We start from the raw sequence: 20,144 nt of genomic DNA on the forward strand, positions 1-20,144 counted from the left end.
CAGGGCGGGCGCGTACGGCGGGACGGGGGGCGCAGGGCGGAGAAGGAGGTGAGGGGCGCGGGGGTGGAGATGGGGGCGAATGGCGGGAAAATGCGCGGGTGGGGACGTGTTGGGGCTGGTGATCGAGCGGGCGGTGCGGAGGGCCCGGCGATGTTAGCCTCGGAGACGTGCTCGGTGCCGGAACCACCCTCAACGGCCGCTACACGCTCACCGACCGTCTGGGCGGCGGCGGCATGGGCGAGGTCTGGCGTGCTGAGGACAGGGTGCTGACCAGGACCGTCGCCGTCAAGGTGATGAACGCGTCGCTGACCGAGAACGCCACGTTCGCCCGGCGCTTCCAGAACGAGGCCCGCGCCATGGCCACCCTGAACCACCCGGGCGTCGTCGACGTCTACGACTACGGCGTGTGCGAGGTCGAGGGCCGCCGGGTCACGTTCCTGGTGATGGCCTACGTCGAGGGCGAGTCGCTGCACGAGGTGCTGCGCTGGGGCCCGATGGCTCCGGAGGCGACGATGCGGCTGGTCGCCGCCGTGGCCGACGCGCTGTCCGCGGCGCACGCCCGCGGCATCGTGCACCGCGACGTCAAGCCGGGCAACCTGCTGATCAAGGCGGACGGCAGCCCGGTGCTCGTCGACTTCGGCATCGCGCACTCGGCGTCGGCCCAGCTCACGGCCACCGGCGCGATGCTGTGCTCGGCCGCGTACTGCGCGCCGGAGATGGCCACCGCCAGCGAGGTCACGCCCGCCGTCGACGTCTACGCGCTGGGTGTGGTGGCCTACGAGTGCCTCACGGGCCACCTGCCGTTCGAGGGCGACACCCCGGTGCAGATCATCTACAAGCACCTGCACGCCCCGGTCCCGCCACTGCCCGACGCGATCCCCGCGGGCCCGTGCCACGTCGTGACGCGTGCCATGGAGAAGACCCCCGAGCGCCGCTGGTCCTCGGCCGCCCGCCTCGCCGAGGTCGCCCGCCACGCCGCCACCCACCCCGCCCAGCACCCCGCCGTCCTCACCTCGGGCCCGACAGGCCCGGTCCTTCCGACGGGTACGGCAGGCCCGATCCTCCCGACGGGTACGGCAGGCCCGGTCCTTCCGGCGGGTACGGCAGGCCAGGGCGGCGACGAGCGCCCGGACAAGGGCCGCAGACCGCGCACCGGCCAGAACGACCCGTGGACGGGTCGCGGCTCCGACCAGGTCGAGGGCTGGACGACCGGCCCCAGCCAGGGCGCCCGAGGCGGCGTCGGCCCGTGGACGCGCGGGCCCGGCGAGGGCCAGGACGGCGCCTGGACGCCCACGACCACCGGGAACGCGGAAGGCGAAGGCCCGAGGGCGGACGGCGTGCGGACCGTGGAGACCAGGGAGGGTCCGCGGTCGTCCACCGGGAAGCGGGCGCTGGTGGCGTCGCTGGCGATGGCGGCGGCCGTGGTCGTGACCGCGGCGGTGACCGCCTCGTCCCTGTGGATGCGCCCGGCTCCCGCCGACCAGGAGCAGCGCGTCTACACCCCGGAGACCTCGGCCACGACGGCGCCGACGCAGGCCGTACCGCAGAACAGGAAGCACCCGGCCGCGCCGCCGCCCAAGGAGTCGCCCAAGGCGCGCCCGTCAGGGTCGCACTCGGCCAGCGCGACGCCGACCGCGTCGGCAACGCCCACGGCCAAGCCGACGGTCACCCCGACGACCCACCCCACGACGCCGACGGCCGCGCCGTCGACCCCGGGGCCGGAGGAGCCGCCCAACAGCGAGCCGCCGGTGACCGACCCGCCGGACGACGTCCAGTGCGTCAGGGCGCCCTGCCACCCGTGAGCTGCACACACCGGTCCGGCATCACTTGGCCGCAGCGCTACTCGCGGTGTCCGGCTGGAGGGTGACCGACAGGGCGGGCGCGTGGACGGGGTCGTCGTCGGTGGAGGAGAAGCGCTTCCAGGCGAAGGGGTCGGCCTCGTCGGCGGCGCGCAGCATGATCGAGCCGGTCCTGTAGTTGTCCTTGGCCCAGTCGCGCACCAGCTCCGTCACGTCGGCCTCGACCCAGCCGTCGGCACACCTGTCGCCGAAGCCGGTCGTCTGGATGGAGGCAGCCCGCAGCTCGGTGGGCGGCGGCCCCGGCCAGCGGGTGGCCCGGGTGGCGGACGGCGCCGACCACACCTCCCAGGAACGCGGTCGGCACGACCAGGAGTGCTGGTTCCACAGCCGCAGCGTGGCCGTGGTCAGCGTGCGGTCCTCCAGCGCGGTGGTGTCGAAGGTCAGGAAGGACCTGGCGATCGAGGTGCCGTTGAAGCCCAGCTTCAACTCGGGCTGCCTGGACTGGTCGTCCTCGTACTGTTGCTGGACGAAAGTATCGAAGACGGGCTTGAGTTCGACGGGGCCATCCACGGGTGCCAGCAGCGACATTGCGGTCAGCATGGTCAGCATGCGCCGGAGCGTACGCATGCCGCACCCTTGCGGTCGTCGGACTTTCCCGACCCATGAGAGAGTGATCACGTGGATACGACTCGTGACCTGTTGATCGCGCTGGCCAGGCGTTACGCCTTCGCCGACCTCGGCGCGCTGACTCACGACGAGGACGTGGCGGGCGTGTGCGAGTTCGGGCAGCGGCTGCTCTCGCTGGACGCCGAGGACTTCGCCGCGGAGGCGAGAGCCGTACCGGCCGATCTGCGCAGGCAGGCGCGGGCATGCCACATGCCGCAGACGCCGCGCGAGCAGCCGCGCGGGGCGCTGGAGTCGCTGCGTCCCGTGTACGGCCTGCTGCTCGAGGTCATCGCGGTCCGGTGGTTCAGGCGGGAGCTGAGCCCGTTGATCGCGGCCGTGCACATCGGCGGCGAGTACCTGCCGCTGCTGGCTTTCGAGACGCAGCTGGGCCACGCGGGCGACCCTGCGCGCTGGCCGGAGGGGCTGAGCGCGACGGGCAGCAGGTTCGGCGTGATCGGCGACAGGGAGTGCGACCACACCAAGTCCGAGCAGTCGGCCACGAACCGGACGCTGCGCGTCGCCCAGGAACCGCCGGAGGGCTGGCGCGCCTACCTCGACCGCCAGCACAGCCAGGTGTCCGGCGCGGTGGCCGTCTGCGTGGCCACCTGCCGCAACCCGTGCACGGCGATGGACTGGATCGACCCCGAGCCGCGCGCCGACCTGGCCGTGCGCGCCCGCACCGCGCTGGCCTTCGCCGAGACCCCGCTGGTACGGCTGCGCCACGCCGCGCCGGTGGGCCACGGGTTCGGCGTGCCGTCGCACGAGGAGGTGCTGGACGCCTGGGAGCGCAGCCGCTCGGCGCTGGACAAGAACCCGATCGGGGCGGCGGCGCTGAAGGACGACGGCTTCCCGCTGCCGGGGCTGCCCGCGCTGTTCTCGGCCGTGGCCGCGGCGCCCATCGAGCCCGCCTCCCTGCTGCAGGGCGTGAGCGACCACGTGGTGCGGCTGCTCGAAAGGTGACCGAGCACGTCATCTTCCTGCCATTGGCCTGATCGGCACTGGCGCGTACCCGCCGCCGTCCGAAGCATGGAGACTTCGGGGCCGCGGAACGATGGGCGGCGTGGGCACACGGGGGTTCGCCTGCCGGACGTCGCCATCTCGCGCAGGGGCGGGGGGCTCCCTGCGCGCCGCGGCCCCGCACCCTGGAACCCTCCAGGCTGACGAAGCATGACACCTCCCCTTAGAACTGGACATGTCAGAGTCCACACGATGACGGGAGGCGGTCATGCTGAAGCCTGACCCAGGCGTGGGCTGGGGCTGATCCGACCCAGGGAGGGTTCGATGGCGGGAAACAGCCTGGCGGGCCTGGTGAGCCCGGCGGCACAGGCGCTCTACGACCGGCTTCGTGAACGGGGGGCGCTGCGGCTGGGTGTGGACGTCGACGGGGATGCGCCGGAGACCCTCGAACTGATGGGATCGGGCGTCGCCTTCCGCGGAGGCGAGGGCGACGCCCTGCTCAGGCCGGTCGGTACGGCTGCCGCGCTGCGGCTGCTGGTCGACAAGGAACATGCCGAGATGGTGGACCGCCAGGCCAGGCTGGCGGCGGGGTGGCGGGGACTGGTGGCGGGGCTCGGCTTCCAAGGCGACAGGGCCGACCCGGTGAGCGGCGACGGGGTGGAGGTCATCGACTCGATGCCGGAGGCGGCGGCCAAGGCCGTGGAGCTGTACGCGGCCGGGACCCGGCTGGTGCGGGCGACGTTCACGGTCACGTTCGAGACCGAGCCGACCCAGCACCGGCTGCTGCTGCCGCCGCCCGCGGCGCTGGCCGCGGGGGCCGAATACCGGGGGCTGTACGACGTGGCCTACAGCGGTGTGCCGTGGGGGCGCCGCCTGATGGCCGACTCCGCGGCGGCGGGCGAGACCGTCCGCATGCGCAAGGACGTGCCGACCAAGATGATTCTCGTGGACGACGCCACCGCGCTGGTCGCGGTCGCCGCCACCGGGGTGCCCGCGCTGCTGGTCACCGCCACGGACCTGCTGCGCTTACTCGCCGACTGGTTCGACCTGATGTGGAGGGATTCCGTGAGGCTGGAAGGAGATGACATCCCGCTGACCGCCGCGCAGCGGCGGGTGGTGCGGCAACTGGCCACCGGCATGACGGACGAGCAGATCGCGCACGAGAGCGGCGTGAGCGTGCGGACCGTGCGGCGGCACATCGCGGTCGCCATGCGGGCGCTCGGCGCCGAGACCCGCTTCGCCGCGGGCGTCGCGGCGGCCAGGAAGGGCTGGCTCTAGCGGCGCGCGGTGGCCTGCTCACCCAGGGCGGCGATGCCGAACAGCAGGCCGCCCACCAGGTCGCCGACGCTGAAGGCGGTGGCCATCGACATCGCGGTCATCCGGCACACGCTGTCGGGCAGCCGCCGCCTGGCCCGCTCCCCCGTGACGATCTCCAGGCCGCGCCCGCGCACGTCGACCATCAGCACCACCGCGTCGTCGGCCTCCTCGCCGAGCGCGGCGTGCAGCCGCTCGGCGAAGTGCCGCCGTCCGTCCTCGGAATGCCCGAGGAACAGGCCGAAGCGCAGGCCGCTGCGCCGTTCAGCCGTGATCAGCGCCTGGCGGACGTCGTCCGCCTGCGCGGCGGTCAGTACCCGCATGACGCCTCACCACCCTGCCGAGGCGCCGCCCACGCGCCTGCCCGGTTCCGCCACCTCGGACGCGGCCACCCAGTCGGACTCGGGTGCCGGCGCCCAGTGCGCCGCCCGGTCGGCCAGGACCAGACCGGAGGTGCTCACACCGCGCTCGCTCCTGGACGGGCCGCCCAGCCACACCGGCTCGGTCTCCGCCCGCCGCGCCGAACCTCTGCTCGGCACGAAGACCAGCAGGGCGACCAGCGCGAAGACGCCGAGCGACGTGGCGAACAGGACTCCCATAATCATCCACGGGCTGTTCACACCATGAACGTAATCCTCGTTCGCCTGTCGAGCCAGTACCTCGCCGTGAGAGAGTCTGACTCAAGATCCCCCACTCGAGGTCATGTGAACTGTGGAGACTCCAGCTTCGATCGGAAGGTATCCGATCGAGCGTGCCCTCGGTTCGGGCGCGTTCGCGTCGGTGTGGCTCGGCCGTGACGACCAGCTCGACTCGTTCGTGGCCATCAAGGTGCTGGCCGACAACTGGGCGGCCGAGCCGGCGGTGCACGAGCGGTTCGTCAAGGAGGCCAGGATCCTGCGCCAGGCGGACTCGCCGCGGATCGTCCAGGTGCACGACATCGGCGAACTCCCTGATGGCCGGCCGTACTTCGTCATGACATATGCGGATATGGGGACGCTGGCGGGGCGGCTCGCGGAAGGGCCGCTGCCGGTGGACGAGGCGCTCAGGATCATCGGCGAGATCGCCGAGGGCGTCGAGGTGCTGCACCGCCTGGGCATCGTGCACCGCGATCTCAAACCGTCGAACGTGCTGTTCCGCTCGCTGCCCGGCGGCGGGGAGCGGCTGATGGTGGCCGACCTCGGGGTGGCGCGCTCGCTGGCCGACGCCACCAGCCACACGATCGCCGCCGGCTCGCCCGGCTACATGGCGCCCGAGCAGATGCGCATGGACGGCGCGCCGGACGAGCGGGCCGACGTGCACGGCCTGGGCGCGATGGCCTACCACCTGCTCACCGGCCAGGTCCCCGGCTCAGGAGCGGTACGGCTGGCGCCGCACCGCCTGCGCGAGGAGGTGCCCGAGCGGGTCAGCGCGGCCATCATGAAGGCCATCGACCCGGACCCCGACCAGCGCTGGGCCGGCGTGTCCGACTTCGTCGCGGCCCTGCGGGACCCTTCGCCCGAGCGGCCTTCCGCGCCGCCGCCCTCCAGGGATCGCCGTCCCCTGCTGATCGGCGCCGGAGCCGCGGTCGTGGCCGCGGCCCTGGTCGTGGGCGTGCTCTTCTGGCGCTCGGGCTCCACACCTGCCGGGACGCCCTCGGTGGGCGCCACCGCGCTGCTCGGGCTGCGGGAGGACCAGGGCATCCCGGCCAAGTACCGCACGCTCATCCTGAAGGCCGGCACCTGGTGCGACGTGCCCGGGCTGAGCCCGGCGCTGATCGCCGGGATACTCAAGGTGTCGAGCGACTTCGACCCGGACCTGAGCGACCAGGCCAAGGACGAGTACGGCATCGCCCGCTGGACTCCCCGGGTCCTGTGGTTCTGGCAGCCGAACGGCAACCGCGGCCCGATCCCCGAGCCGCCGTTCCCGCCGGAGATGTCGCTGCCCGCGATGGGACGCTTCTTCTGCGGCCTCGGCCCCCAGATCCAGGACGTGCCCGGCGATCCCGCGGCCAAGCTCGCCGCGCTCTACGTCACCGGCGTCCAGCCGGTCAAGCGGGCGGGCGGGGTGCCGCCCAAGTGGAAGGGTTACGTCGACAGCGTGCTGAAGTACCGCGACCAGTACCAGAGCTAGGGCAGCAGGCGCAGATCGGCGTCGGTCACCAGGTCGAAGCGCAGGGCCAGGTTGATCAGGGCCGCGCGCTGCCAGTCGGCCTTGCCGGCCTCGTCGGCCTGCTTGACCTTCAGCTTGGTGCGGGCCAGGTAGTCGATGTGGAAGTTCACCCCGCTGCGGGTCAGGTCGGCGCCGCCGAGCCGCTCGAGGAGCTGCGGCACCGTGGGCACGAACGTGCTCGACGGGTCACGCAGGCGCGCCTCGCACAGGGCCACCAGGATCAGGAAGTACTTGGCCGTCTTGTCCAGCGGGAAGACGCCCATCGTGGTCGCGCCCGAGCCCGCGGTCGCGGCGGCCTTGCCGTACACGTGCTCGGGGGCGAAGACGAGGAAGCCGGTCGTGCCGTGCTCGGCGGGCAGGATGACCCGGGAGAACTCGAAGGGCACGGGCATGCCCATGCGCAGCGGCGGGACCTTGACGAACTCGCCGCCGCCCTCCGGGTTCTCCACCACGTAGGTGCGGTCGGCGCTGAGGTTGCTGATCTGCCAGTAGTCCTCGATCGCGGTGATGCGCCCGGCCAGCCGCGAGACCGCCCGATCCGAGACCACGATGTCGACGCTGATCCCGTCGGCACCCCGGCCGAATGTGGCGGACTCTCCTGGTTTGAGCTCGGCCGCCACGGCCGTGTCGGTCTGGATGAGCACGGTGCGCATGCGCATGGTTGTACGTCCTTGCCGCCTGTCGGACCATCTGTAATCTTGCAGGGGATCACCACACGGGCGGGCGCCGGGCTCCCCAGAAGCTCCCCCTGTACGCCTCGACCTGCGCCGAGAGCGAGATCAGCGTGCCCTCCCCGCCGATCCGCCCACCCAGCATGACACCGATCGGCAGGCCCTCGTCGGTCCAGTACAGCGGCAGGTTGACGGCGGGCTGGCCGCTCACGTTGTAGATCGCGGGGAAGGCGGCGAAGTGCTTCATCCGCTCGAAGGTCTCGTCCACGTCATCGACGTCCTCGAACCAGCCGATGGGCCGGGGCGGCTGCGTGACCGTCGGGGTGAGCACCGCGTCGTAACCGTCCGTGATCGTCAGGGCCTCCCTGACCGCCAGCTGCAGCGCGGCGTGCGCCTGCAGGAAGGCGGGCGCGCTGGTGGCGAAGCCGCGCTCGCGCAGCCGCGCGGTGATCGGGCGCAGCTCCCCCACCTGGTGGTCGGCGACGGGATGCATGCAGGCGAAGGCGAACCACAGCGTCGAGAACTCCGGCACCACCTCGGGCCCGAACGGCGGGGGGATCTCCTCGACCTCGTGGCCGAGCGCGGCCAGCGTCTTGGCGGCCTCCTCGTAGGCGGCCAGCACCTCGGGCGCCACCACGGCGCCCGGCACGACGGGCTGGGCGTAGCGGGCGATGCGCAGCCGGCCGGGATCGCGGGTGACGCACTCCAGGAACGTGCCCTCGTGCGGCGGCGCGACGAACACGTCGCCCGGGTTGTTGTGCGTCATCACGTCGAGCAGCGCGGCGGCGTCGGCCACGGTGCGGGCGATCGGGCCGTTGGTGGACATGCCCACCAGGTCGGGGATGATCGGGGCGAAGCTGATCCTGCCGCGCGTGGGCTTGATGCCGAACAGCCCGCAGACCGCCGCCGGGATCCTGATCGAGCCGGCGCCGTCGCTGCCCTGCGCCGCGGGGGCCAGCCCGGCCGCCACCGCCGCCGCGGCCCCGCCGCTCGACCCGCCCGCCGACAGGGCCAGGTCCCAGGGGCTGCGCGTCGGTGGTGACAGGTACGTCTCCGTGTAGCAAGGCAGTCCGAACTCCGGGGTGGCGGTCTTCCCGAGCATGACCGTGCCCGCCTCGCGCAGCCGCTCGACCACCGTGTCGTCAACGGGCGACACGAAACCCCGATAGGCGTTGGACCCGAACATGATCGGAACGTCCTTCACCAGGTTAAGATCTTTGATCGGGATCGGCACTCCGGCCAGGGGTCCGTCCGGCAGCTGTTTCTCCAGGTCACGCGCCTGATCCAGAGCCAGCTCGGCGGTCACGGTCACGTACGCGCCGACCTGCGGATCGATGCGCTCGATCCGGTCGAGATAGTGCCGGGTGAGCTCGACCGGGGAGATCTCCCGCTCGCGGACGGCACGGGCTTGTTCGAGGGCGGAAAGCTCGTGAAGTTCTCGCACGTCTGCACACTAGGGATCTCTAGAGATGAACGTAATAGATACCCGAAAAACGGGCGTAGAACACGATGAGCTGGGCCATAAAAGTATGGACACGGCAAGACTAGTTATCGTTCCGACCATCAAGCTACGGTGAGTTACGTGGACTCCGACCCTCAGCGCGAAGACGGTCACACAACGTCACCGATCTGGGTGAGCGACAGGCCGGAAGGCGACAGGCGTGCGACCACCAGCACGCCGGCAGCGCCCACATCGACATACGCGCCCGTCGAGCGCGCATCACTGCGAACCCTGCTGCAACAACCCCGCTTCCTCCGGCTGCGCAACCGGGCGCTCATCGCCCTCGGCGTCGGGCTGGTCGTGGGCTTCCTCGTGCGCGACTGGCGGGTGGGCGCCACGGCTGCGGTCATCGCGGCGATCCTCGACACCGTTTACCGTGCGCGCCAGGCCTCAACCGTGCCCGCGTGGCGGCGCGCCTCGGTGGCCGAGCGGCGCACCGAGGCCCAACTGCGCAAGCTCGAACGCAGCGGCTACCGCACACTGCACGCCAGGGCGATCCCGGGCAGCGAAGCCCAGATCGACCACCTGGTCGTCGGGCCGACCGGGGTGTACGCGGTCGACTCGGAGAAGTGGGACAAGCGGCTGCCCGTCCGCGTGCAGATGGGCAAGAAGCTCTTCCACGGGCCGTTCGACATGAAACCCCGCCTCACGGAGGCCAGCTGGGAAGCCTCGCAGGCCAGCGAGCTGATCAGCAAGGCCTACGGCCGCGAGGTCTCGGTCGTCCCCTCCCTGGCGATCTACGGGCCGCCGGTGCCCTGGAAGATCATGACGATCCGCGGGGTGGACGTCTACGAGGGCGGCCGCGCCCGCAAGTGGATCACCAAGCGCGAGCGCGCGCTGACCAACGCCGAGATCGACCGCCTCTACGACATCGCCGCCCAGGTGCTTCCTGCTCGTTACGGAGACGGATAGTCCTTTACGGCAAGCCGCACCACCGGCCGCCCGCCGCACTTCGGCCAGCGGCCCGATCTTCATGTTGCTCATTTACGGCAAGGCCGCCCCGCCGGCCGCCCGCCACACTTCGGCTGAGGGCCCGTGAGCGGCGCTTCCGGCGAGTCGGTGACGGTCGCCCGCCGCCACGGCGTTGCGTTGACCAGACACCAGGTTCACGGTGCCCGCCGTACGCCGGTTCATGCCTGCGCTAGCCGTACGCCAAGCTCGTCGAGTTCCGCGGCGATGACGTCGCTCGGCGGGGCCTCGCTGGGGAGCCTGGGGAGGATGGCGGTGCCGTAGCCGGCCATGCGGATGGCGTTGTCGATGAGGTCGTCCGGCCACGGGAAGGACGGCTGGGCGATGACCAGTGAGGCGCAGCCGTGCACGGCCGTCCACATGGCCAGGGCCAGGTCCTGCGGGTCGCCGCGAAGCACGCCGGTCTCGACGCAGGCCGACACGGCCGTGACGATGTGGCGGAAGCAGGCCGAGGCCGCCTCCTGGGTTGCCGGGCGCATCATCAGGACCCGGTACTGCACCGGATGGTCGAGGGCGAAGCGGACGTAGGCCCGCGCGCACCGGCCGAGGGCGTGGAACGGGTCGCCGCCCGCGTTCTGCTGGACCAGGCGGCCCAGCTCGTCCCACACGCGCAGGCAGACCGCCTCCACCAGCGCGTCCTTGTCGGCGAAGTGCAGGTAGACCGACGGCGTGGAGACACCGGCCCGCTCGGCCACCGCGCGCAGCGTGAGCGCGTCCTCGCTGCCCGACTCGGCCAGCAGCGACTCGGCCGCGCGCAGGATCTCCTCGCGCAGCAGAGCACCCTCGCCCTTGCGGGCACGCGTGCGTCTGATGGTCATGAACAATAGGTTGACGCCGTCAGGTTAACGATGTCAATCTGATCAAATGGGGACATTTCATGAAGCGACCGCTTTGACTGCGCGCGATGGCGGCTTCGAGGCGAACCTGGACGCGCAGTGGAGCGTCGGCACCCGCCTGCACGGCGGCTACCTGCTCGCCGTACTCGGCAGGGCGGCGGTCGAGACCGCAGGCGAGGGGCACCCGCACGTGACCGCGGTCAGCGGGACCTTCATCGAGCCGCCCGAGCCGGGCAGGGCGGACGTGCACGTCAGGACGCTGCGGGTGGGCAGGACCGTGGCCCAGGTCCAGGCGGAGCTGGCGCAGGAGGGCAGGACGCGGCTGGTCGCCCTGATCACGCTGGGCGTGCTGGACGAGGCCGACCCGTGGTGGTCCGGCGAGGAGCCGGTCGAGCTGCCCGACAGGGACTCCTGCTTCCTGGCCCCCACCGACCCGCCGGGCGCCGAGTTCCCCGTCCCGCTCATGGACGTCGTCGAGGAGCACATCAACCCCGCCCACCTGGCCTTCGCCTTCGGCAACCCGTCGCGGCGCGGCGAGATCGCCTCCTGGCAGCGCCTGGCGGACGGCTCGGACTGGGACCCGCTCAGCCTCCTGGTCGCCCTCGACCCGGTCCCGCCGGTGTCCTTCGACCTCGGCGCGCCGGGCTGGGTGCCCACGATCCAGCTCACCGCCTACATCCGTCGCCTCCCCGCCCCGGGCCCGGTGCGCGTGCGCCTCCGTGCCACGGACGTCACGAGCGACCGCATGGATGAGACCGCCCACATCTGGGATGACAAGGGCCGCCTCGTCGCCCAGGCCACCCAACTGGCCGCCGTCCGCCTCCCCCGGAGCACATGAGACCGGGGGCGGGTGGGAGGCTGGGTAGTGAGCCATCACGTGGTGCCACGTGTCCGAGCTGTGGACAGGCGTCTCAGTTACCGGGCGATGGCCGTACCATGTGAAGACTCGACAGCGATGGGAGAACCACCATGCCCGCCCTCAGGTCTCGTACGGTTACTCACGGCAGGAACATGGCCGGAGCCCGGGCGCTGCTCCGGGCGACTGGTGTAGCCGGGAGCGACCTCGGCAAACCCATCATCGCCGTGGCCAACAGCTTCACCCAGTTCGTCCCCGGGCACGTGCATCTGCGTGATGTGGGCGACGTGGTGTCGGCCGCGATCCGCGAGGCGGGGGCGATCGCGCGCGAGTTCAACACGATCGCCGTCGACGACGGGATCGCGATGGGCCACGGCGGCATGCTGTACTCGCTGCCGTCGCGCGAGCTGATCGCCGACTCCGTGGAGTACATGGTCAACGCCCACTGTGCCGACGCGCTGATCTGCATCTCCAACTGCGACAAGATCACCCCGGGCATGCTGCTCGCCGCGTTCCGGCTGAACATCCCCACGATCTTCGTCTCCGGCGGCCCGATGGAGGCCGGCAAGACGCCGGGCAAGAAGCTCGATCTGATCGACCCGATGATCGCCGCCGCGGACGAGTCGGTGTCGGACGCCGAACTGCTGGAGATGGAGGAGAACGCCTGCCCGACCTGCGGTTCGTGCTCGGGCATGTTCACAGCCAACTCCATGAACTGCCTGGCCGAGGCGATCGGCCTGGCGCTGCCCGGCAACGGCACGATCCTGGCCACGCACAAGCGGCGCAAGCAGCTGTTCGAGGATGCCGGCCGTACCATCGTCGAGCTGACCAGGCGCTACTACGAGCAGGACGACGCCTCGGCGCTGCCCAGGGCGATCGCGACGAAGGACGCCTTCGAGAACGCGATGACGCTGGACGTGGCGATGGGCGGCTCGACCAACACGATCCTGCACATCCTGGCCGCCGCCCGCGAGGCGGGCGTCGACTTCGGGCTCAAGGAGATCAACGAGATCTCGCTGCGGGTGCCGTGCGTGTGCAAGGTGGCCCCGGCCACGAACAAGTACCACATCGAGGACGTCCACCGCGCCGGCGGCATCCCCGCCATCCTCGGCGAGCTGGACCGCGCCGGGCTGCTGCACCGCGACGTGCCCACGGTCACCGGCGGAACGCTGGCGTCCATGCTGTCCGACTGGGACGTCCGCTCGCCCGCCGCCCTGCCCGAGGCCGTCGACCTGTGGCACGCCGCGCCGGGCAACGTCCGCACCGTCAAGGCGTACTCCCAGGACAACCGGTGGGACTCGCTCGACGTCGACCGCGCCGAGGGCTGCATCCGCGACCTCGAGCACGCCTACAGCACCGACGGCGGGCTGGCCGTGCTGTACGGCAACATCTCCCGCGACGGGGCGGTCGTGAAGACCGCCGGGGTCGACGAGTCGATCTGGAAGTTCTCCGGCCCCGCCGTGGTCTTCGAGTCGCAGGAGCAGGCGGTCGAGGGCATCCTCGGCGGCGCCGTCAAGGCCGGCGACGTGGTCGTCATCCGCTACGAGGGTCCCAAGGGCGGGCCCGGCATGCAGGAGATGCTGTACCCGACCTCGTTCCTCAAGGGCAAGGGCCTGGGCAAGGTGTGCGCCCTGATCACCGACGGCCGCTTCTCCGGCGGCACGTCGGGCCTGTCGATCGGCCACGCCTCGCCCGAGGCGGCCGAGGGCGGCGCGATCGCCCTGGTCGAGGACGGCGACCTCATCGACATCGACATCCCGAACCGCTCGATGGAGCTCCGGGTCCCGGAGGCGGAGCTGGCGGCACGCCGCGAGCGCCTGCTGGCGGACCTCGGCGGCTACCGCCCGAAGGACCGCCAGCGCCCCGTCAGCGCCGCCCTGCAGGCCTACGCCGCCATGACCACCTCCGCCTCCACCGGCGCCTCCCGCGACCTGTCCCAGCTCTCGCACTGACCTTCCGCCGAAGGGCGGCCCGCTGTTCCGTACGGCGTGGCCGCCCTTTCGCCATTTCCCCTCGGCATGTCGCTGACCTGGAAAAACGCCGCCGGGTGCTACAACAAGAACGTCCCCCGGCTGGTTCGTTGATCAAGCTGGTCTATCGCCGCCGAACCCTCCCGGCATCATTTCTAACAATTCCAGGAGGAAATATGGCATTCCGTGGATGGGGAATCCTCGTCGCGGCAGCCGTACTGACGCTGTCACTGCCGGCGCCACCGACATCGGCACGCACCGCCCCTGAGCCGCCGTCGAAGGTGGCCTGGCTGGTCAAGGACCGGGCGGACAAGGTGAAGAAGGCGGTGGGCAAGGGCAGGGGGCTGTCCAAGAAGCAGGCGGACGACCTGTCCAGCCCGTATCTGTCGGTGAACACGGATGCGATGCTCGACCTCGAGATCCACGCGCTGGCCCCGGTCGGCGCGAAGGAGCGGGCGGACCTGGTGAAGCTCGGGGCCCGGGTCCTGGTGAGCTCGGCCGACTTCAAGAAGCCGCCCAAGGTGAAGAAGCAGCCGCCCATCGGCGTCTTCCGGGCGCTGGTGCCCTACGACGCCGTGGACGCGGTCGGCGCGCTGCCGTGGGTCGCGGCGGTGCGGCCGACCGAGCACGCGACTCCGGACGCGGGCTCCATCCTGGCCGAAGGCACCCAGCTGCACCGCGCCGACGAGGTGCAGGCCCTCGGCGTCAACGGCGCCGGCCAGACCGTCGGGGTGATCTCCGACGGCGTGGTCAACCGCGCGGACGCGCAGGCGACCGGTGAGCTCCCCACGTCGTTGACGGTGTTCAACCAGGGCAGCGGTAACGAGGGCACGGCGATGCTGGAGATCGTCCACGACCTCGCGCCGGGGGCGCCGCTGATGTTCGACGCCACAGGGGGCGGGGTGGCCTCGCACGTGGCGGCGCTGAACAACCTGGCGGCCAACGGGGCCGACATCATCAGCGAGGACATCCCCTTCGACGGCGAGCCCGCCTTCCAGCAGGGCATGGCCGCCACGACCGCGGAGACGCTCGCGACCTCGGGCGTCTGGGTCAGCTCCTCCGCGGGCAACCTGGGCGACTCCCACGCCGCGCGGGTGGCGGCCACCGGCACCGGGACCAACCCCGACGGCAACGCGGTGGGCTCGGGCTGCGGCACCCGCCCGCCGACCAACACGGTGGCCATCGCGGGAGGCACCGACACCACGTTCGACGTCCGGATCCGCCCCGGTGCCACACTCGACGGGACGCTCCAGTGGAGCGAGCCCCGCGCCATCTTCCCGACCGCCGGGCTGGGCGGCTTCACCGACCTGGACCTGTTCCTCGTGGACGGCTCGAACAACTGCCTCGCCATGAGCACCGCGACCCAGGGCGGCGGCCAGGGCGACACGATCGAGCAGATCAGCTTCACCAACCCGAGCGCCACCAACAACCTCGATGTGAAGCTCGTCGTCAACGCCTTCGGCGGCACCGGCGCGGTCGCCGCGCCGACGATCGACCTCCGCTGGCGTGGCAACACCCAGTCGCTCGACACGCCCGCCAGGGCCGGCGCGCTCAACCCGGACTCCAACTACGTCGGCGACGCCACGTCGGCCGCGGCCGTGAACGCCGGGGCCGACCAGGATCCCGCCACGGTGCCGCTGGAGAGCTTCAGCGCCGGAGGCCCCGTACGGCTGCTCAGCACAACGATCTGCGCCGACGGCGACACGCCGCCGTGCACGGGGGTGAGCGGAGGCAACGGCAGGACCGTCATCGGCCCGACGCACGCCGCCGCCGACGGGGTGTCGGTCAGCGGGGCAGGCGGGTTCGGCGCGGGCGTGTGCCCGGCCACCACCCAGGGGCAGTGCCGGTTCTTCGGCACCTCGGCCGCCACACCGAGCGCGGCGGGCGTCGCCGCGCTGGTCCGCCAGGCGCTGGGCGGCTCGCCGACCCCCGCGCAGCTGACCGCGGTGCTCAACGCCAACGCCACGGACAGGGCTTCCGCGGGCCCTGACAACCAGTTCGGCGCCGGGGTGCTCGACGCGTTCTCCGCGGTCAGCAACCGCGCCGACCTGAACGTCGACAAGAACTGCCTGCCCAACGACCCCGTGCCGGCGGGTTCGACCTTCACCTGCACGATCACGGTGGGCAACGCGGGCCCGGCCGTGGCCAGGGCGGTCAAGGTCACGGACACCGCGATCTCCAGCGGCTCCGTCTCCCTGGCCAGCAGCACGTCGGGCTGTACGGCGAGCGGTGCAGAGGTCCACTGCTCCCTGGGAGCCCTGGCCTCCGGCGCCACCCGGGTGATCACCGTGACCGGGACCGCCGACGAGCCGCAGGACATCGCCGACACGGCCGAGGTCACGAGCGGGACCATCGACCCGGACGTCGACGACAACAAGGCGTCCGACACCGTCAGGGTCGTGGGCCGCGCCGACCTGTCGCTGACCAAGAGCGGGCCGGCCACGGCCAACGCGGGCGAGGTCATCACCTACACCCTGACCGGCTCCAACGCCGGGCCTTCGACCGCGAGCAATGTCGTCATCACCGACCGGCTCCCGGCCAAGGTGACCGTGCAGTCGGTGACGGGCAACCTCGGGGCGACCTGTACGGCGGGCCCGCCCGCCAGGTGCCAGTTCGGTTCCGTCGCACCGGGCGGCCCCGCACCCACCATGCAGATCACCGCGAAGATCGCGCCGGATGCCACCGGCGCCATCATCAACGACGCGTCGATCGCATCGGACACCACCGACCCGGACACCTCGAACAACGCCGCCACGGCATCGACCGCCCTGTCGGCCGCCGCCAACCTGGCGGTGACCAAGGTCGACAGCCCTGACCCGGTGCTGGCGGGCCGCAGGCTGTCCTACACCGTCAACGTCAGCAACCTCGGCCCGTCCGTGGCGGAAGGCGTCCGGCTCACCGACACGCTGCCCGACCAGGTGGACTTCGCCTCGGCCGAGGTCACGAGCGGATCGGGCACCTGCGTCCTCATCGAGGTTCCCACCGCGCCGCCGTCCAAGCGGGTCGACTGCCAGTTGGGCACCATGGCGCCGAACCCAGGATCCCCGGCCGTCGTCGTGATCTCCACGACGGTGAAGAGCGCCACGCCGGCGGACAGCACGATCTCCAACACGGCGACCGTCGCGGGCACCACCGGCGACCCGAACCCGGGCAACAACTCGGCGACCGCCTCGACCACCGTCAAGCGGGACGCCGACCTGGCCACGACACTCACCAGCGACCATGACGTGTACAAGCCCAGTTCGACGATCGTCTACACGGTGGCGGTGGCCAACGGCGGACCTTCGGACGCCGCTGGCGTCGTGGCGACCGTCAACCTGCCGGCCGTCAAGCAGGCGAACTACGTGTTCGACACCGGCGGCTGCACGCTGTCGAACCTCACGCTCACCTGCCCGATCGGGGTGCTGCCCGCCGGGGAGCGGCGCACGTTCAACGTCCACGTCGTGGTGAAGGGCAAGAAGGGCCAGGTCACAACCTCGGCCTCGGCCACAAGCCCCACCCACGACCCCACGACCACCAACAACACCGCAACCAGAACCGTCCTCATCGGCTAACACCCACCCGCCGCCCGCACCCCCCACGGTGCGGGCGGCACCCATCTCACCGCCGCCCCCACGCAGCCGTTCGCGCTCCCACGCCAACCTTTCAGGCGCCAGGTCGGCGAGGCGGGGTGCGGCGAAGGTCGGCGCCCCGGGCACGGCGGGGCGAGACCGCGGTGCCCGGATACGGCAGGGCGAGACCGCGGTGCCCGGGTTTCGCAGCGTCGTGACGGCGAGCAAGGATCCCCGACTCGCCGGAAGCGCCGGTCGCGGGCCCTCAGCCGGAGTACGGCGGGCGGCCGGTGGCGGCGGCTTGCCGTACAGACGCAAGAAGTCGCAGGAGAACAAGACGCCGGTCGCGGGCCCTCAGCCGGAGTGCGGCGGGCGGCCGGTGGCGGCGGCTTGCCGTACGGGCGCAAGAAGGCGCAGGAGAGCAAGGCGCTGCGCGGGCTGGACGGCGCGCGGGAACGAGGCGTCGCGCGGGAGAGTGTGGCCTGGGCGGAGGGGGAGGATATCGTCAGCGCGTTCGAAAACTGTCGGTGGTGGAGCGTAATGTCGGGGTATGGCTACAGTCGTGAAGCCCTCCTCCCAGCTCCTGACGACCGCCGAGATCGCCGCGCTGGCGCTGTCCCTGGCCCATCTGGGCACGGGGCCGCAGGCCGTGACGGCGCGCCGCGGGCTGCGGCTCGCGCTCGAGCACCTCGAGATCGACGACGACGTCATCACCTCAACGCTCGCGACCCTCACCGATCCGCTTCCCGCCGACGTCGCCGCACGGGCGCGGGTGGCGGCCGATGCCATCACCAGCCGTCTCGTCGTACGCCTGCACTACCGCGACGCCGCCGGGCACGTCACCTCGCGTGACGTGGAGCCGGTGACGTGCCTGGTGCACCGCGAATACTGGTACCTGGTCGGGATCTGCCGGATGCGCCGGGCGATCCGCGCCTTCCGCTTCGACCGGATCATCGCCGTCGAGCCCACCCTGACACCGTCCCGCCCCCACCTGGCCGACCGCTTCCTCCCCTTCCAACGCCGCAAGCGCTCCCGCGCCGCATAAGTCCCGGCTCTCGGGGTCTGCCGTCGGGGTGTGCCGCCTCGCTCGCCTTCAGGCCGGGCGTCGCAGCGCACCCCCGGTCCCACGTCGTGCGGCGCGCCCTCAGGCATGTCGCCTCGCGTTGTGCCTGGCGAGGGCGCGCCGATACAGGGGGACGCTTGAGAGGGGCTGCGGGGTCCTCCCAGGTCGCGGCGGGGTCCGTCACGGTCGGCGGTTGTCTCGCCGTACCCGGGGAGTCAGGAGCAGCAGCCGCCGCCGCAGCAACCGCCGGACGGGCGGGGGGCGGAGGCGGACCCGGTCATGGCGACCGTGGTGAGCAGCTTGACCGTGTCGGCGTGGCCCTCGGGGCACACCGCGGGGTCGTCGGAGGACGCCATCGGGCGCGACACCTCGAACGTGGACCCGCAGGCGCGGCAGCGGAAGTCGTAACGCGGCATGACCACAGATTACGGCCTGTACATGACATGGGCATAGTCGGTCAGCGGCTCGTACCCGATCGACTGGTAGACGGCATTGCTGGTGGGGTTGGCCAGGTCGGTGAAGAGCACGACCTGCTCACACCTCTCCTCCAGCCCGGTACGGCTGGCGAAGGCGGTGACCGCGGCGCCGTATCCGCGGCGGCGGCGCGAGGGCGGCGTGTAGACAGGACCGACCCGGCAGACCCCTCCGGCGGGCGACTGGAGGCCGGCCAGCGAGACCGGCGCGTCGTCGTCCTCCCAGAGGAAGAACTCGCGCCCGGCCAGGCGGCGCTCGACGTAGGCGACCACGTCGCCCGGGTTCAGCTCGACCTCCTCGTGGAAGTCCTGACACCAGGCCACCAGCAGCGCGAAGTCGCCGGCCGTGGCGAGCCTGCCGCGGCCGGGGACCGATGGGATCTTGAGCGTGCCCAGCCGGTACAGGCGCTCCGACAGCACGCGATCGACCTGCCTGCCTGAGGCCGCGGTGAAGGCGTCGGTGAGGTCGACGGGGCCCACGACCTCGGGGATCTCGCGGTCGCCCAGGGCCTCGACGAGGGCGGGTATCGCCTCGACCGGCATCCTGGCCAGCCCGAGCGGGTGCGGCGGCGTGCGGAAGACGGCGCCGAGGACCTGGTCGCCGGGCCTCCACCAGCCGAAGTAGGCGCCCTCCACGCGCATGCCCGCCTTCATCCCCACCAGGACGGTGAGCGGCACCGTGTTGCCGACCGGGTCAACGGTCAGAAAAGTCTCGGCGGCCGCGGCGTATTCGGCGACGTCCTGGGAGAAGGTCCACATGCCCAAATGGTGGCAGCTCCCCAAATTTCAGCACAAAGGTTTTTGCCCGGACCCCACCAAGGGTCCGGGCAAAAATATGACATCAGGCTCAGGCCGCGGCCTCCAGGTAGGGAGCCCACTGCGGGTCACCCACCTGCGACGCCCCGATCAGCCGCCAATGGGCCCCTCGTGGCACCGCAGGAGCGAAGCGCAGCGCCCACCCCAGTTCCTCCAGGAACTTGTCCGCCTTGCGATGGTTGCACGGTGTGCAGGAGGCGACGCAGTTCTCCCAGGTGTGCGCACCACCGCGGGACCGCGGGATGACATGGTCGATGGTCTCGGCCCGCTGGCCGCAGTAGGCGCAGCGGAAGTCGTCGCGCCGCATGAGCGCCGCCCTGGTGAGCGGGATGCGCGACCGGTAGGGGATGCGGACGTATCTTCGGAGCCGGATCACCGACGGCACGTCCAGCGTGCAGCTGGCCGAGCGGAGCACGGCGCCCCGCCCGTCACGGTGGACGACGTCGGCCTTCTCCCGCAGCACCAGAACGATCGCCCGGTGCAGGGAGAGGGTGGTGAGTGGCTCGTAGGTTGCGTTGAGCAGCAGGACCTGGCGCATCATCGTGCCTCTTCCC

The 20,144-nt window shown here is 71.6% G+C and carries 18 protein-coding genes; 9 read left to right on the forward strand and 9 right to left on the reverse strand.

Annotated elements, in window-relative coordinates; translation table 11 throughout:
* Window positions 1-167: 167 nt before the first annotated feature.
* Entirely contained in the window at window positions 168-1,802 is a 1,635-nt protein-coding gene (locus KIK09_RS44300; RefSeq protein ID WP_214325545.1) for a protein kinase domain-containing protein, read from the forward strand.
* Window positions 1,803-1,823: 21 nt separating this feature from the next.
* On the opposite strand, the gene KIK09_RS44305 is transcribed toward KIK09_RS44300, so the two are convergent.
* Window positions 1,824-2,408: a DNRLRE domain-containing protein gene (locus KIK09_RS44305; protein WP_214325546.1), complete on the reverse strand. Its 585-nt coding sequence runs from the start codon at window positions 2,406-2,408 to the stop codon at window positions 1,824-1,826.
* A 69-nt stretch (window positions 2,409-2,477) separates the two neighbouring features.
* Here KIK09_RS44305 and KIK09_RS44310 point away from each other — a divergent pair, with 69 nt between their 5' ends.
* On the forward strand, window positions 2,478-3,425 hold the full coding sequence (locus KIK09_RS44310; RefSeq protein WP_214325547.1) for a hypothetical protein: 948 nt from the start codon (window positions 2,478-2,480) through the stop codon (window positions 3,423-3,425).
* A 321-nt stretch (window positions 3,426-3,746) separates the two neighbouring features.
* Window positions 3,747-4,700: a helix-turn-helix transcriptional regulator gene (locus KIK09_RS44315; RefSeq protein WP_214325548.1), complete on the forward strand. Its 954-nt coding sequence runs from the start codon at window positions 3,747-3,749 to the stop codon at window positions 4,698-4,700.
* On the opposite strand, the gene KIK09_RS44320 is transcribed toward KIK09_RS44315, so the two are convergent.
* Window positions 4,697-5,059 carry a TPM domain-containing protein gene (locus tag KIK09_RS44320; protein WP_214325549.1) on the reverse strand — a complete coding sequence of 121 codons (363 nt, stop codon included), beginning with the start codon at window positions 5,057-5,059 and terminating at the stop codon, window positions 4,697-4,699. The genes KIK09_RS44315 and KIK09_RS44320 overlap by 4 nt on opposite strands.
* A gap of 6 nt (window positions 5,060-5,065) precedes the next feature.
* Complete coding sequence (locus KIK09_RS44325; RefSeq protein WP_214325550.1) at window positions 5,066-5,356, reverse strand: hypothetical protein; 291 nt, start codon at window positions 5,354-5,356, stop codon at window positions 5,066-5,068.
* A gap of 91 nt (window positions 5,357-5,447) precedes the next feature.
* Between KIK09_RS44325 and KIK09_RS44330 the strand changes: the two genes are divergently transcribed.
* Window positions 5,448-6,845 (forward strand): serine/threonine-protein kinase, encoded by a 1,398-nt coding sequence (locus tag KIK09_RS44330; protein WP_214325551.1) that lies wholly within the window; start codon window positions 5,448-5,450, stop codon window positions 6,843-6,845.
* Here KIK09_RS44330 and KIK09_RS44335 read toward each other — a convergent pair.
* Window positions 6,842-7,543 (reverse strand): FHA domain-containing protein, encoded by a 702-nt coding sequence (locus tag KIK09_RS44335; protein ID WP_214325552.1) that lies wholly within the window; start codon window positions 7,541-7,543, stop codon window positions 6,842-6,844. The genes KIK09_RS44330 and KIK09_RS44335 overlap by 4 nt on opposite strands.
* A 49-nt stretch (window positions 7,544-7,592) precedes the next feature.
* A complete protein-coding gene (locus KIK09_RS44340; protein ID WP_214325553.1) occupies window positions 7,593-8,999 on the reverse strand; it encodes an amidase in 1,407 nt (468 codons plus the stop codon).
* Between the two features lie 138 nt (window positions 9,000-9,137).
* Between KIK09_RS44340 and KIK09_RS58525 the strand changes: the two genes are divergently transcribed.
* The gene (locus tag KIK09_RS58525) at window positions 9,138-9,968 is read left to right on the forward strand and encodes a nuclease-related domain-containing protein (RefSeq protein ID WP_214325554.1); all 831 of its coding nucleotides are present in this window, start codon (window positions 9,138-9,140) and stop codon (window positions 9,966-9,968) included.
* A gap of 218 nt (window positions 9,969-10,186) precedes the next feature.
* Here KIK09_RS58525 and KIK09_RS44350 read toward each other — a convergent pair whose 3' ends face one another.
* On the reverse strand, window positions 10,187-10,843 hold the full coding sequence (locus tag KIK09_RS44350) for a TetR/AcrR family transcriptional regulator (protein WP_214325555.1): 657 nt from the start codon (window positions 10,841-10,843) through the stop codon (window positions 10,187-10,189).
* Between the two features lie 73 nt (window positions 10,844-10,916).
* On the opposite strand from KIK09_RS44350, the gene KIK09_RS44355 reads away from it, so the two are divergent.
* The 4 genes from KIK09_RS44355 to KIK09_RS44370 all read left to right on the forward strand — a co-directional run bounded on the left by KIK09_RS44355 (window position 10,917) and on the right by KIK09_RS44370 (window position 18,283).
* A complete protein-coding gene (locus tag KIK09_RS44355; RefSeq protein WP_250574771.1) occupies window positions 10,917-11,699 on the forward strand; it encodes a thioesterase family protein in 783 nt (260 codons plus the stop codon).
* Between the two features lie 131 nt (window positions 11,700-11,830).
* Window positions 11,831-13,669 (forward strand): dihydroxy-acid dehydratase, encoded by a 1,839-nt coding sequence (ilvD, locus tag KIK09_RS44360; protein WP_214325557.1) that lies wholly within the window; start codon window positions 11,831-11,833, stop codon window positions 13,667-13,669.
* Window positions 13,670-13,863: 194 nt separating this feature from the next.
* Window positions 13,864-17,241 (forward strand): S8 family serine peptidase, encoded by a 3,378-nt coding sequence (locus tag KIK09_RS44365; RefSeq protein WP_214325558.1) that lies wholly within the window; start codon window positions 13,864-13,866, stop codon window positions 17,239-17,241.
* A gap of 547 nt (window positions 17,242-17,788) precedes the next feature.
* Complete coding sequence (locus KIK09_RS44370) at window positions 17,789-18,283, forward strand: helix-turn-helix transcriptional regulator (RefSeq protein ID WP_214325559.1); 495 nt, start codon at window positions 17,789-17,791, stop codon at window positions 18,281-18,283.
* A 233-nt stretch (window positions 18,284-18,516) separates the two neighbouring features.
* Here KIK09_RS44370 and KIK09_RS44375 read toward each other — a convergent pair whose 3' ends face one another.
* The 3 genes from KIK09_RS44375 to KIK09_RS44385 form a co-directional block, all read right to left on the reverse strand.
* Window positions 18,517-18,717, reverse strand: a complete 201-nt coding sequence (locus KIK09_RS44375; protein WP_214325560.1) for an FmdB family zinc ribbon protein — start codon at window positions 18,715-18,717, stop codon at window positions 18,517-18,519.
* A gap of 9 nt (window positions 18,718-18,726) precedes the next feature.
* Window positions 18,727-19,533, reverse strand: a complete 807-nt coding sequence (locus KIK09_RS44380; protein WP_214325561.1) for a GNAT family N-acetyltransferase — start codon at window positions 19,531-19,533, stop codon at window positions 18,727-18,729.
* An 88-nt stretch (window positions 19,534-19,621) separates the two neighbouring features.
* Complete coding sequence (locus KIK09_RS44385) at window positions 19,622-20,128, reverse strand: HNH endonuclease (protein WP_214325797.1); 507 nt, start codon at window positions 20,126-20,128, stop codon at window positions 19,622-19,624.
* Window positions 20,129-20,144 lie beyond the last annotated feature (16 nt).

The organism is Nonomuraea sediminis, from assembly GCF_018531495.1.
Classification (GTDB): Bacteria; Actinomycetota; Actinomycetes; order Streptosporangiales; family Streptosporangiaceae; genus Nonomuraea; species Nonomuraea sediminis.